The organism is Paenibacillus sp. PAMC 26794 (assembly GCF_000316035.1).
Classification (GTDB): domain Bacteria; phylum Bacillota; class Bacilli; order Paenibacillales; family Paenibacillaceae; genus Paenibacillus.
Genome location: NZ_ANHX01000025.1, coordinates 233,681 through 247,894 on the forward strand (window position 1 = coordinate 233,681; position 14,214 = coordinate 247,894).

Annotated in this window: 13 protein-coding genes and 2 pseudogenes; 5 read left to right on the plus strand and 10 right to left on the minus strand. The window is 46.1% G+C overall.

Translation table 11 applies throughout. The features are described 5' to 3' along the window. Positions 1-23: 23 nt before the first annotated feature. Positions 24-305: pseudogene (locus D829_RS0113535) on the plus strand (AraC family transcriptional regulator); the annotation flags it as partial. 64 nt (positions 306-369) lie between these two features. Here the strand turns inward: D829_RS0113535 and D829_RS31015 are convergent. Continuing rightward, entirely contained in the window at positions 370-807 is a 438-nt protein-coding gene (locus D829_RS31015) for a MerR family transcriptional regulator (protein ID WP_017689442.1), read from the minus strand. 170 nt (positions 808-977) lie between these two features. Between D829_RS31015 and D829_RS0113545 the strand changes: the two genes are divergently transcribed. From D829_RS0113545 to D829_RS0113550, 3 genes and pseudogenes are all read left to right on the plus strand, one after another. Further along, positions 978-1,856, plus strand: a complete 879-nt coding sequence (locus tag D829_RS0113545; RefSeq protein WP_017689443.1) for an SDR family NAD(P)-dependent oxidoreductase — start codon at positions 978-980, stop codon at positions 1,854-1,856. A gap of 52 nt (positions 1,857-1,908) precedes the next feature. Next, positions 1,909-2,019, plus strand: a pseudogene (locus D829_RS32920) (FCD domain-containing protein); the annotation flags it as partial. 171 nt (positions 2,020-2,190) lie between these two features. Then, on the plus strand, positions 2,191-3,354 hold the full coding sequence (locus tag D829_RS0113550; protein ID WP_017689444.1) for an oxalate decarboxylase family bicupin: 1,164 nt from the start codon (positions 2,191-2,193) through the stop codon (positions 3,352-3,354). 269 nt (positions 3,355-3,623) lie between these two features. Here D829_RS0113550 and D829_RS0113555 read toward each other — a convergent pair whose 3' ends face one another. The 4 genes from D829_RS0113555 to D829_RS0113570 form a co-directional block, all read right to left on the minus strand. Continuing rightward, on the minus strand, positions 3,624-4,412 hold the full coding sequence (locus tag D829_RS0113555) for a class I SAM-dependent methyltransferase (RefSeq protein ID WP_017689445.1): 789 nt from the start codon (positions 4,410-4,412) through the stop codon (positions 3,624-3,626). Between the two features lie 201 nt (positions 4,413-4,613). Further along, positions 4,614-6,581: a PTS fructose transporter subunit IIABC gene (locus D829_RS0113560; protein WP_017689446.1), complete on the minus strand. Its 1,968-nt coding sequence runs from the start codon at positions 6,579-6,581 to the stop codon at positions 4,614-4,616. Positions 6,582-6,671: 90 nt separating this feature from the next. Continuing rightward, complete coding sequence (gene pfkB / locus D829_RS0113565) at positions 6,672-7,583, minus strand: 1-phosphofructokinase (protein ID WP_017689447.1); 912 nt, start codon at positions 7,581-7,583, stop codon at positions 6,672-6,674. Between the two features lie 2 nt (positions 7,584-7,585). Further along, complete coding sequence (locus D829_RS0113570) at positions 7,586-8,332, minus strand: DeoR/GlpR family DNA-binding transcription regulator (protein WP_017689448.1); 747 nt, start codon at positions 8,330-8,332, stop codon at positions 7,586-7,588. A gap of 189 nt (positions 8,333-8,521) precedes the next feature. Here D829_RS0113570 and D829_RS0113575 point away from each other — a divergent pair, with 189 nt between their 5' ends. Then, positions 8,522-9,205, plus strand: coding sequence for a G1 family glutamic endopeptidase (locus D829_RS0113575; protein ID WP_017689449.1), 684 nt, complete (start codon positions 8,522-8,524; stop codon positions 9,203-9,205). Between the two features lie 146 nt (positions 9,206-9,351). Here D829_RS0113575 and D829_RS0113580 read toward each other — a convergent pair whose 3' ends face one another. From D829_RS0113580 to D829_RS0113600, 5 genes are all read right to left on the minus strand, one after another. Then, a complete protein-coding gene (locus D829_RS0113580; protein ID WP_017689450.1) occupies positions 9,352-9,837 on the minus strand; it encodes a hypothetical protein in 486 nt (161 codons plus the stop codon). A gap of 134 nt (positions 9,838-9,971) precedes the next feature. Next, positions 9,972-11,402 carry an NAD(P)/FAD-dependent oxidoreductase gene (locus tag D829_RS0113585; RefSeq protein ID WP_017689451.1) on the minus strand — a complete coding sequence of 477 codons (1,431 nt, stop codon included), beginning with the start codon at positions 11,400-11,402 and terminating at the stop codon, positions 9,972-9,974. 337 nt (positions 11,403-11,739) lie between these two features. Next, positions 11,740-11,979, minus strand: a complete 240-nt coding sequence (locus D829_RS0113590) for a DUF896 domain-containing protein (protein WP_017689452.1) — start codon at positions 11,977-11,979, stop codon at positions 11,740-11,742. Positions 11,980-12,358: 379 nt separating this feature from the next. Further along, positions 12,359-13,171, minus strand: a complete 813-nt coding sequence (locus D829_RS0113595) for a (2Fe-2S)-binding protein (protein ID WP_017689453.1) — start codon at positions 13,169-13,171, stop codon at positions 12,359-12,361. Continuing rightward, the gene (locus D829_RS0113600; protein ID WP_017689454.1) at positions 13,172-14,152 is read right to left on the minus strand and encodes an ABC transporter substrate-binding protein; all 981 of its coding nucleotides are present in this window, start codon (positions 14,150-14,152) and stop codon (positions 13,172-13,174) included. It lies immediately after the preceding gene. Between the last annotated feature and the right edge of the window lie 62 nt (positions 14,153-14,214).

Sequence of the window (14,214 nt, forward strand, 5' to 3'; positions counted from 1 at the left end):
TTACAAGGGGGCTGTAATTCATGCGGATTGAACAACTTGCTGCCATGATCAACATGAGTTCTTCCTCATTACATCATCATTTCAAAGCCATTACCGCCATGAGCCCTTTGCAATTCCAGAAACAAATTCGATTGCATGAAGCCCGGCGAATGTTGCTAGCAGGTTCAACCGATGCCGCCGACGCTGCGTTCCAGGTTGGCTATGAAAGTCCGTCTCAATTCAGCCGGGAGTATGCACGCATGTATGGTCTCCCTCCCAAAAGCGATATCAAACGACTTCGTCATACACTCGATATTAAATGCTAGAAACAGCAAAAAGACCCGCGTCATCATGACGTGGGTTTTCAAATTCAAATAGGCAGCAGCGCCATCAAGAGAATATGTTTTGTTTTTCAAAAACAGACAACTGGTTCTCCCCGGTAATAGGACATTCATCAGGATACATACTTCGTTTCTCCAACTTCTCGTCGATAAAATCAACGACTTGCTGTAGCGAAGTAATCTGTGCTTCAACTTTCTTCCGGTGATTCACCAGCATCTCCCGTTCATCCGGGAAATCTGCCAGATCCGAATCCATGGACATCTGTAGATAAGGCTTCATTTCCTCCAGAGACATGCCAGTTTTTTTCAGGCAAGTGATCAACTTCATCGTATGGATATCCTCCGAGCGATATACCCGATGGCGATTGGCTTTGCGTTCAGCTCGGGGAAGCAGCCCAATCTTCTCATAATAACGAATTGTATCTTCTGATAATCCGGCCTGTTCTGACGTTTCTTTAATGGAGAATACTTCATTCTCACTCATCATATCGGCCTCCCTCCACATTCATTTCTCTCCATATTAAAACTTGGAGCTGACTCCAAGTCAAGCATGATCCGTTCCATCCCAACACCCCTTGACTTGGAGTCGACTCCAAGTTATAGAATGAGCGCAGCATACAGATTCGTTCTGTAATCCCATTCTATCTGGAGGTATATATGAATATACAAAATCAGCTTCGCACCGCTCTCATCACAGGTTCAACGTCAGGCATTGGTCTTGAACTGACACGCAAGTTACTGGCTGAAGGATGGCAGGTGATCGGTCTCAACCGTTCGGCTTTCCCATCCGACGATACTGAAATTCAGAATCCCTTACGTTCGGGGCAACTCCGTTGGGTTCAGGCTAACCTGACAAACTACGACAGTCTGAGAACGGCACTGAACCAGATTAAATCCGGTACTGATTCAATTGATGTCTTGTTTAACAATGCGGGTGGCAGCGCTTCGGAGCTTCGTTTCTCTGACCAGGGGCATGAACTGCACTTTGAACTTCAGACGGTAGTCCCTTACATCATCTACATGGAATTAGTTGAGCTATTACTCAAAGGACAGATGAAAACAGTTATTAATACTTCCACCACCGCGTTCAGTATGGTCAAACAATTTGATCTAAATATCTTGGAATGTCCAGCTGAATTCAAAAAGCTGTTTGGTCCTTATGCTACCTCGAAGCTCGGTCTATCTCTATGGACACGTGAGGTTGCCAAGTCTGCCAAAGCGGATGGCATACAACTACTAAGCGTAGATCCCGGTGGAAATAATACGCTGAAGGGCAACAAAACATCCGGCCTGCCCTTCTACATCAAACCCATTATGAAATGGTTCTTCCCTCATCCAAGTCATGGCGCTTCGTTGCTCTACAATGCGGCTTTATCACCCACCAGACATGAATCCGGTACATTTCTGGTGAAAAATAAAGCGGCAGCGCTTCGTTTCACAGAGCAGGGCCCTGCCGTTCTCCACCGGGTAAACGAGATTTACGAGCAGCGTTTTCGTACGACGCAGTCTGGAAAGCCTGCAACCAACCCATCTTAACCATGACAGATGTTGAGCTCTATATTATCAGCGCCCCTTCCTCGTTGAAGAGCATCATCAGATTTGCGAAGCGATCAAGGCACATGACGGGCAGACTGCCGAACGATTGATGAAAGAACACCTGCAATCCGATCTGGAATTCTGCCTTCGTTTGATTCGATAACCGGATTCATAGATTGTTCAACTTTCTCACATACGTATTAAGACGTGACCACATGCGGTTACGTCTTTTTTGTCGTTTGTCCCTCATATTATCCAGGCCCTGATTCATAGGTGTAAACATAACGATACAATGTCGCGTGTGACATGTTTTTGAATCTGGAGGGATCACTCAATGACTAAAGGACAGCAACCAAACGAAAAACCATTTATTATCCCGCAACCCATTCGTAGTGATGGCGCTGGAGGACCTGATCTGGGACCCAGAGACGTCATGAGAGATATACAAAACCCCGATATGCTGGTACCTCCAGCAACCGATAACGGGTTATTGCCCAATCTGAGAATGTCTTTTTCCGATACACATATGCAATTGAACCATGGGGGTTGGTCACGTGAAATCACCGTACGGGATCTCCCTATTGCCACTACACTGGCTGGTGTGAACATGAGCCTGACACCGGGAGGTGTACGGGAATTGCACTGGCATCAACAATCCGAGTGGGCCTATATGATCTGGGGAACGGCAAGAATCACTTCGGTAGATCAGAACGGACGTAATTTTATTGCGGATGTCGGACCTGGCGATCTCTGGTTTTTCCCCAAAGGTCTACCCCATTCCATCCAGGGACTGGAAGATGGTTGTGAATTTCTGCTTGTGTTTGATGACGGCTCCTTCTCCGATCTGAATACGTTATCCATATCGGATTGGTTTGCCCATACCCCACCAGAGGTATTGTCTGTCAATTTCGGCGTGCCCGAATCCGCTTTTCAGTCCATGCCGAAGGAACAGGTCTACATTTTCCAAGATACCGTCCCGGGTTCCATCGAGAGCCAGGAAGTTCAGTCGCCATATGGTACCATTCCTCTCACATTCAAACACCGATTGCTGGCCCAGGAACCACTCATTACACCGGGCGGAAGCGTCCGGATTGTCGACTCCACCAACTTCCCTATCTCAACTACCGTTGCAGCCGCACTCGTTGAGATCCGACCTGGCGCCATGCGTGAACTGCACTGGCATCCCAATGCAGATGAATGGCAATACTATCTGACAGGACAAGGGAGAATGACTGTCTTTGGAGGCAATGGCATTGCTCGCACATTTGACTATCGGGCTGGAGATGTCGGATATGTTCCTGTCGCAATGGGACACTATATACAAAATACCGGCACAGACACTTTATGGTTTTTGGAAATATTCCGAAGTGATCGATTCGAGGATGTATCGCTGAATCAGTGGATGGCGTTAACCCCGCGGGATCTGGTCCGTGACAATCTGAATGCGCCGCCAGAGTTGCTCCATGCCCTACGTAAAGTAAAATGGCCTGTCGTTTAATTTAAGAGGTTGTTCAAAAAGTCCACTTTTGATTACGAATCATGCCTAGCGGCATCATCGGCTTCGAAGATGAAATTCAGCCGAAATGTCCGTTGCTCACGTAGTTTTCCTACGCTCCGCTACTCCATTTCTAGCTTCATCCCATCTTCTCGGTACTGAAAACCAGACTTTTTGAACACGCACTTTAAAGATGAACCTCTGTCATATGTGCTGAAAAGGGAAGTAACACATGCGAAGAAGAGAGACCGTCTGAACCGTCGATTCGATCTTTAAACATGAGTCGGTTTAATCGCTTGGATATACACACTTTCTCCTTGGAAGCTGTCGAGCTTCCCGTTCGTTGTCACTTCAAAATTGAAAAATTTTCGGATGATGGACGGTGCACTCAACATGCTTGCTTCAAGTTCCCTTCTCTCCCGTTCCGGCAGTGCCGCACGGTTACACCACTCTTCAAACTTAAAGCGCTTCTGGAAGGAAACCATCGTTTCCATTTGGAAACCCGCATACTCCAGCATATGAATCCATTCCGTCTTGCGCCATGCTCGAACATGGCTTGCATCCCGACACTTCTCCACTTCATTGTAAAACTGGTCATGCTCATCACGTTCAGGTGCCACGTTGTCAATGAATAACAACCTTCCACCGGGCTTCATAACTCGTAATGCCTCATGAACAAACGAAGAAACGTCCGGAAAATGGTGAGCAGCGATTCGGCAGGTTACAAGGTCAAAGACATCATCATCGAACGGCAGCTTCTCTGCATCCCCGGCAACAAAATCTACATTACGGTGTCCATTGCCCTGGATAAATGCTTCAGCTACCTGAAGCATTTCTTCCGTTAGATCGAGAGCTGTCACCCGCTGAACAAGTGGAGCCAAGGCATTAGCGACATGCCCTCCTCCAGTGGCGATATCCAGCACGTTCATATCCGGAGTGGCTTGAGATGAAGCCACGAGCAACGCGAGATCCTCACCTTTGGCATGCCCCGAACTCGTCACATATTTACCTGCATTTTTCGCAAACTGCTTCTGCACCTGACTTTTAATTACATCAGACATTCCAATTCCTCCTGCATATGTTTCATTAGATGAAACATAGTTTCAAAATATAATTATATTTATTTTACCACACATGAATGTAAAATCTAAATAAGCATTTTACACAAATTTGGAGGCAACTTTCCACTACCTGACAAAAAAGCTGAAATAAAAAAAACATCCCCCAAGTGAATTTCACTCAGGAGATGTTACTTATATTTGTTACTTCACGATCATTGGTGACTTCTTCCACAAGCCCAGAATCAGACCGGAGATCACAGAACCAATCGCAACAGCGAGCAGGAACAATAATGCGTGGTTCGCCAGTGCTGCAACAAAGATCCCGCCATGCGGAGCTGGTACATTAATGTGCCACAGTTGTGTCAATCCGCCAGCAACAGCGGAACCCAGAATACAAGAAGTCAATACACGCAATGGATCAGCCGCAGCAAATGGAATTGCACCTTCTGTAATGAAAGAGAATCCAAGTACATAGTTAGTCAAACCTGATTTGCGTTCTTGCTCTGTAAATTTGGTTTTGAAGAACGTTGTTGCAAGTGCAATCGCCAGAGGAGGCACCATACCGCCTGCCATAACCGCTGCCATCCATGCACCGTCTGTATTACCACTGGATGTGAATACGCCGATAGCGAACGTGTAAGCCGCTTTGTTGAACGGTCCACCCATATCGATGGACATCATACCGCCAAGCAGCAAGCCTAGCAATACCGCATTACCTGTACCCAGATTACCCAGTGCATCTACAAGCCATGTGTTCAGGGAACCAAAGATTGGATCAAAGACATAGAAACTGATGGCACCTACGATCAGCAAACCAAATACCGGATACAGCAAAATTGGTTTCAAGCCATCAATCGCTTTTGGCAATCCTTTGAACAACTTACGGAGACCAATAACTACATAACCCGCCAGGAAACCGGCAGCCAAACCACCAAGGAAACCGGCGTTTGAGTTAACCGCCATCAATCCACCGACCATACCAGGCATCAGGGCCGGGCGATCACCAATGCTCATCGCGATAAATCCGGCAAGTACCGGAATCAGGAAGTGGAACGCACCTGTTCCACCACCGATCGTTTGAAGTAGTTGCACAATCGGATTTTCAGGGCTAGCAAGCTGCTCGAACAAGAAAGAGATTGCAAGCAGGATACCGCCACCTACAACAAACGGCAGCATATGCGAGATACCATTCATCAGATCTTTATAGATTTTGCTACCTACACTAATCTTACCAGTGCTTGCGCCCTCTTCCTTGGCATTTCCGCCTTGGCTGCGATAGATCGGTGCATCACCGTTAACGGCCTTGCGAATCAGCTCTTCGGATTTACGGATTCCATCACTCACCGGTCTTTGCAATACCGGTTTGCCATCGAAACGTGCCATTTCCACATTTTTGTCTGCGGCAACGATAACCCCTTTGGCGCGGGCGATCTCGTCAGCCGTCAAAACATTTTGTGCTCCTTCAGAGCCGTTTGTCTCTACGCGAATATTAATGCCCATTTCCTGAGCTTTCTTTTTAAGTGCATCTTCAGCCATAAACGTATGCGCTATACCGGTTGGACAGGCAGTAACCGCAACAACAAAATCTTCCGAATTGGCATTACCTACAATCACACCAGAAGTATTCTGTTGCTGACCAGTATTAGAAGTGGATGCGGCATTTGCTGCTTTTTCAGCTTTTGCTTTTTCTTTGGCTGCTTCCTTCTCAGCTGCTTCAGCCTGTTTGGCATCAAACAATGCACTTACTTCGGCAGGTGTATCTGTACTCATCAATTGTGAGATGAAATCGCTATCAATCAACAATCTGGAAAGAGCTGCAAGCGTACGCAGATGGGTATTACCTGCGCCTTCTGGAGCCGCAATCATGAAGAACACATGAGCTGGCTGATCATCCAACGCTTCAAAATCAAGCCCTTTTCTACTCTTGGCAAATACAACTGTTGGTTCGTTCACCGCTGTTGTTTTGGCATGTGGCATTGCAATTCCGCCACCGATACCTGTGCTGGATTCAGCTTCTCTTTTATAGATCATTTCCTTGAACAGAACAGGATCATTAATTCGTCCGCTTCGGTTCAGGCTTGCAATTAGTTCATCAATAGCCTCATCTTTGGTTGTGGCTTGCAGGTCCATGATCATCGTTTCCTGGATCATCAAGTCTGTTATTCTCATCTTGGTACACTCCCTTAAGTTCAGTCGGCCTGCATAAGCAGGCCTCACTACATTACAATTACAATGAAAACCTTTTATATGGCCGTTAAACTAAATCGCTGTAATGGTTACTTGATTGCGCAATTCATCAATCAATGCACGTGTTGCCAGATCATCCGAGAACGCAGTTGCGCTTCCAGATGCAACCCCTGTGCGGAAAGCTTCCAGTAGATCTCCGCTCTGTACATAGGTACCTACGAATCCACCAATCATGGAGTCTCCGGCACCAACCGAGTTTCTCACAGTACCTTTTGGCACACTCGCATGATGAACTTCCGCTTTGGTTATGAACAGTGCACCTTCGCCTGCCATGGAGATCAACACATGTTTGGCACCGGCTTCAAGCAACTTACGCCCGTATAACACCAGTTCCTCGCGAGTCTCAATCGTTACACCGAACAGTTCAGCCAGTTCATGATGATTTGGCTTTACCAGCAATGGTGCATATTCAAGAGCTTCCATTAAAGCAGGGCCAGTTGTGTCAATTACAAATTCGGCACCCGTTTGCTTGCAGACTTTAATGAGACGGTTATAAAAATCCGTTCCAAGTGAAGGCGGTACACTTCCGGAGAGAATAACAATATCTCCTTTTTTCAACGAAGATAATTTGTGAAGCAACTGCTCCGCCTCTTCGGCACTTATTGCAGGTCCAAGACCATTAATCTCTGTCTCTTCTCCATGCTTCAGCTTGATGTTAATGCGAGTATCGTCTGCAATTGTGACAAAGTCTGTCCGGATATTATCTTCTTGCAACTTGTCATTAATGAAACGTCCTGTGAATCCACCAAGGAAACCAATGGCCGTGTTATCTGCTCCAAGTTGATTCAGTATGCGAGAGACATTAATGCCTTTGCCACCAGGGAGCTTCAAGTCCCGATTCATTCGATTCAATCCGCCAAGCTTCAGCTCATCCACTTCCACGATGTAATCAATGGACGGGTTAAGTGTTATCGTATATATCATCGTTATCCCTCAATTATTTTAGTTTTCTGGGCGATTCCAGGCCGCCAGTGTTCTGGCATCTGCTCGGTAATCAAATCGGCCTCCTCCAAATCAAACAATTTGGCAAAAGTAATTTCCCCTATTTTGCTGGAATCAGCCAGTACATAAGATTTTCCCGATAATTGATGTGCACGCCTTTTAATCAAGGCTTCCTCCGGATCCGGTGTTGTATACCCCATTTCGGGATCAACTCCGTTGCTTCCAAGAAAACATTTATCAAAACGGAAATTATCCATGTTCTGTAATGCGATACTGCCAATGACTGCTTTCGTATGAATTTTCATCATACCCCCGAGCAAATAACTGCGAATACGCTTGCTTACCAAAGCTTCAACATGTGAAAGTCCGTTGGTAACAACCGTCACGTCTTTAGCTTCAATAAAAGGAATCATGGCTAACGTTGTCGTTCCTGCATCCAGATAAATACATTCGCCATTTTCGATCTCCTGTGCAGCCAAACGGGCAATCGTTGTTTTCTGTTGAATGTTTTTGAACGTTTTTTCTTCCATGCCCGGTTCCAGCGTTTTTTCATTCACCAGTGCGGCACCGCCGTGGATGCGTTTGAGCATCTGACGACTCTCCAGATCGATCAAGTCACGCCTAATTGTTGATTCAGAAGCACCCAACACATCAACTAGTTCTTGCAATTTCACAATCCCCTGTAAATGTAAGCGCTCTATAATTGCAGCATATCGTTCTTCAGTCAGCATCTTCATTCCTCCAACTGCTTCTATAGTATCATAAATCCCTCAAAAAACAACCACTTTCATTCAAAATAATTTAAAAACCTTCAAAAACACGCATCTTTCGACTTATTTTCTTGTCCAATTGTCCCTTCCCCTGACTCCTGAACGCGCATCTGATAATCTAGTCCCTATTTTATCGAAGGTGGTGACCTGATGACAGACCGCCCACACAAACGGCGCAAACCTTGCGCCCTGCATCAGAAAAAGAAAGATTCCTCTCCTCGCTTTGGATGGATCTCCTCCAACTGGAGCGGCTATGCTCGCACAGGAACACAGAACCAATACCGTCGCATCTCAGCGGAATGGACTGTCCCCTACGTTCTACCTACTACACGTAACACATATTCATCCGCATGGATTGGAATTGATGGCTTCGAGAACAGCAGTCTCATTCAGACCGGAACAGGTCACGACTGGATTCAAGGCAAGCCCAGCTATTATGCCTGGTGGGAGATCCTGCCTGACGCGGAGACCATCATTCCACATCCCGTTTCCCCAGGTCATCGCATTCGAGCAGTCATCGCCAAATTAACATGCAAAACCTGGTGTATCACCCTTTCTAATCTAACGCTAGGCTGGACCTTCCGCACCATTCAGTATTATTCCGGTCCGCAGTCCTCTGCGGAGTGGATTGTTGAAGCACCCACTGTAGGGAGCTCCATCGCCTCCATGGCACGGCTTACCCCCGTAACCTTCAACATGTGCCGATTGAATGGACAGTCTCCTGCTTTTTGTGCCTCTCAAAAAGGGATCATGGTCCAAGGACGAAGTATCGTCTCAATTCCTGGCGCCCCTAATCGGTGTAAAGATGGATTTACAGTTCGTCGCAACACTTGAGTATTCAACGATCAAATGAAGTTACTTACTTCATGTTCTTAAAGTTGAAATTCCGCGCCCTTCGAATCTCCATTAAAAATCCTGCAGCGTCCAGCGCATTATGCGCGGCGTTGCAGGGTTTGCTTTTCATGGGAACTTCATGAGGTCTATGACTCTACAACCATTGCTTCCGGTACGGGTTTAAGCCATTTGCCATCCTCATTAATAAAAGCCCCCTTGAAGCGGCCCATCTCCAATTGTTCAATTAGCCTCTCCTCGTCCATGACCAGAATTTCAGCGAGCTGCCCCGAGGTGTAATAATTAGCGGGATTGTAATCGAGCAGCACAGGAACAGATGTATCATATAGTTCTTTGATCAGATTCTCAAAGGAATGCCGACCCAGGTTCTCCATATCTCTATAAAACTGCAAATGTTGGGACACCATATTACGGAAAGATTTATTCTCCAGATGCATCCACAACGTATTGCAGGCCCGAACACTCATATGATTTTGTTCCACATCGTAAAATTGAACTTCTTCAATCTTCATGTATTTCTCTTGAAATGCTACGATCTTAATCAAAGGTACATTTCGTTTACGCGACGCTTTCTTCAAATGGGCTCTAAATTGTTCATAGTTCATTTCATTCATCTATTATCCCTGCCTTTAACATGTTCCAACCGACATTTTACAACAAATTAAAGGCAAGTGTAACCTTCATCATATGAAAAACAAAAAAACGTGCAGCATCAGATGCCACACGTTCACAATATTATGGAGTGCGATTACTCAGCGAGGGCACCACTTTTCACCCACGTAGCGGTAAATTCCTGTTCTTCATACGCATAGAATTGTTGCAAAATAACCTCCCGATCATCGAGGAACAACTGATCCGCTATGGCAGAGACCAGTTTCGGCACTGCACTCTTCGTTCCCGATATTGCCGATGCAGACAGACCACAGCTGACAAGTGCAGAGTAATTGAATACAAACAGCCCATGCAACTGCTTCTCGCCTTGATCACTCCTGCTAGTCATCGCAAACCCGGAACTCAGGTATGGATGTGCATCCAGCAATGTATTGCGATGCTCTGGTGGAGCCTGATAACAGTCCTCCCAGCGCGCGATGTATGGGTCCACGAGCTTCAGTTCAGGGCGGAGGGCCGGATCACTAAGCAGACCTGTGCTAATAATTAGAAAATCAAACTCATATGCTCCCAGTGCGGTATACACAATCGCGCCTTGGTCCGTCGCTTCTATACTCAGCCAAGGCGAATTCAAATGCAGTTCGAATCCTGGCCAGGCTGCCGCACGATTAAACGTATCGTTGGTGGGCGGTTGATTGAATTTGAAGAAGTGAGAGATCACTTCATATTTATCAGCAACCGGAAGAGCGTGGTATCGCTCAATCATACCGGATTGTTCCATCTGACGAATAGGATTAACACTAGGTAGCTGTTCGCGCCGGACAAATACATGAGCTTCTGCCACACCGGTGGCAAGGGCATAACTGGCATTATCGAATGCAGAAGCGCCGCCACCAAGCACAGCAATTCTTTTACCTTTTAACCGATCAAAATCAATGGCTTCAGACGTATGTGCATACAGCTCCCGAGGTAACCTATCCGCGATCATGGATGGCACATGCCACTCTCCACCACCTTGTATTCCCGTAGCAAACACTACTTTGCGAGCAAGTATAACATCCATCTGAGTTCCTGCCTTGTTCACATGAAGTCGATGTATTCCGTTCTCTATAGGCTCAACCAGCGTCAATTTCACCTCATTAAGCACAGGCAGATTCAGCACTTTCCGATACCAGCGCAAATAATTCATCCAGTCTCCACGTGGGATCTTGTCTACCTCTTCCCAACCTTCGGGCCCCACCTGTGCTTCCCACCATGAGCGAAAGGTTAACGAGGGGATCCCCAGATCGATGGAAGTCAGATGCTTGGGTGTGCGTAAAGTAACCATACGTGCATAAGTCTCCCAAGGTCCTTCAAGCCCTGATGCATTCTCGTCAATGACGACAATATTGGAGATCCGTTCACGAAGAAGTCCAAATGCCGCCCCTAATCCACTCTGGCCTCCACCCACAATGACGACATCATAGACATGACCATCCGCATGTTCTCTTGGACGTACCCAGTTCGCGCCACCAAATGACAAATAAGCTAGATCATTCTTCACACGTTCATTCAAAGCTTCCAGGCTCATAATTCATCAACCCTTTCGAGATACATATATGAACTAGTCTTTCTTTGATCATTGGATGTTATATTGTTGTTAGTTATTTCGAGGATAATTGTACTTTTTCTTTGTGTTCCTGAAGGATATTAGCGTTATTATATGAGTTATCGAGGATGAATTGAAGTTCGCGGTAGCTTTATTGTCATCTAAACTAAAAATATCTAACATGCTTGTTAATTTGCACGAAATACCTAACCGGATGGTACCTTCCCCTCCTGATGCGGTTCCTCCTAAACGGAAGATTTGTAGAAAATGAAAAAAGACAGACCAAGATGTAACCTTGGTCTGTCTTATTAAAGGAATGCTATTGGCCGGCCTGTTCCCGGCGCTGCAATTTTTCATTGGTTAATTTCTCAGGGGTCACATCATGACCCAGTGGGTCCACAACGGATACTGCCAGCATGGTTGTCAGTACCTGACCTCGAATAGCCTGCAAATATTGTTTTCTAAGCTCCTGCTGCTCGCTTTGTTCTGCTTTTGTCAAACCGACGCTGCTGCGTTGTTTTCGACTTAATTCGTTAATGCGTCCCAAAATAGGAATCATGCAATCCACCTCACTTGTTAGTCCAGTTTCGAAAAGATATTTCGAATATCTTCAAACTAACTTATTACAACTTCACGAATTTGTCCATAGGCTCAATCCGTTGAGAAGTTTTTAGGTAATCTCATGCACAGACCACACAATGCCATTTGTAGCACCACTGCCCAGGTTCAACGTAATCGTCAGCCCGTTTGTTCCCGTGGTGCCTGTTGCCCCAATTACCCGGCGTAGAATCAGCTACACATTATTGCCCTACCCGGCGGCCCCTTTTCTATATAAAAAGGATTTTGGACAGGGTCTCACCCAAGCTTCTGGCGTCAGATTTGAAGAGAACATCGATCGTCTGAAACAGATTCGGACGCTGCTGTACAAAAGAGCCAGCTCACTTCTGTATTATATTATTCAATCTGGATTCCGAATCCAGCTTCGGACAACTGTTACAATACCCATGTGTATGACTTCCGTCCCCAACCTGATAAGCCAAACAACAATACCGGCGTATTAAGAGCGGCGGTCCGTGCCACTTGGGGTGATCAAAGCGATGCAGCTCTAAGGCAAATGTAAATGCATTTTCATTTTGTTCGTCAAGCCATATGCTTTGATCTTCCTTGATCTGTTCAAGCCGTTGATCCGTCTTCCATATTATTTGATCATTGATCATACGTGCATACAGTTGTTGCACATTATGCGCAACTAAAGACCACATCACCTTATCGCTCGCTCCTGTAGCGACGGCTACCGCTCGCAGGACAGGTTCCAGATGTAACAGCATTCTCTTCTTGAGCAAGCCACTCTCTGACCTGCGCTGAACAGGATCTCCACCCTCCAGAGAGGTTCTCTCCAGCAAAGTCTCATACCGCATGCCACCTGCTCCATTCAATTCAAACCGCACATCATCGTCTGCAATGCTAAGAATCGTATCGTATAGACTGAATGCTGAGATTACGGACATAACAAATACGGAGTAACGTTTGGCAAAAAGTGTACCAACGGCCGCACTTCCTCTGCCGCCCAGTTGAAGCCCTTGCTGCATAGCCTGTTCACGCAATATCAAGTTTCGTTTCTCTTCATTCAGCAGATCCTTCACACGGAAAGGATACTTGGAATCATCGCAGTCCACTTGGATCGTCGTCACAAAAAATTGCTGTAACGCTTCCGACATCTCTGAATAATCATGTCTTGGATAACGTCTCATCTATTGAATCATGTCTTCAACTTCGTTGATAATCTCGCTTCGCCCAATCGCTCCCCAGCCCTTAAACAACCAGAACGAGTCTGTCGTATAGACCTGATCTGCACCAACAGCCGGTACTCCCTTCCAGAGTGAGCTTGCATTGATGTTGTTTAAATACTCATCGGCATTCGGGTCAATCTCCAGAACTACGAAATCAGCATCCACATCTGCAATCTTCTCCATGGACAGGTCCTCACGTTGTTCGGCAGGTGTCACAGTCGTTGGCACAAATCCAAGATCATGATACAAAAGTGTGTTGGTTGGATGTCCTTTTGCCGCGTATATCTGCAAGGTCTTCTCTCTTACACGCAGATAAGCCAGCTTTTTTTGATCCAGTTGTTCGATCTTCGCTTTTAGTTGCTTCGCCTGCTGCTCTACCTCGGCTATCTTTTCTTTTGCCAGATCCACTTTGTTGTACATCCCGGCAATGGTCAACAGATCCTGTGTCCAATAGGTTGTATCATCAGCATAATCTAGCCATTCAGTACCAAGTACAATCGTTGGAGCGATTTTCTCCAACTGATCATACGTATTCTCCGCAGTTCGACTCTCAATTACGATGACATCCGGATCAATCTGAAGGATAGCCTCCAGGTTAGGACTGTCTGCCGACCCTACCGTTGGAACGCCGGCAAGCTGATCTGCAAGGTAAGGCAAATAATCTCCTCCGTAACGAACTTCTGCATTAACGCCTGCTGGTTTCTCACCAATCGTCAACATGTGATCGATGTAGGCAGCAGATAATACCACCATACGCTCTATCTTTTGCGGTACAACCGCTGTTCCTTTAAGATGCTTGATATCTTGTGTACCACTCTCTTCCACAGGTGTATCCTGTTGCTGAGGCGTTGCTTCATTTAATTCCGATGTCTTGCCACATGCCGCCAGTACGAGCACAAGCATGGCCAACAGTATGATATTTGCTACTCTCTGTCTTACCATTTGTAGTAAATCCCCTCTACTATTTAATAATAATAATCATTATCACTATAGTAGGAAAAAGC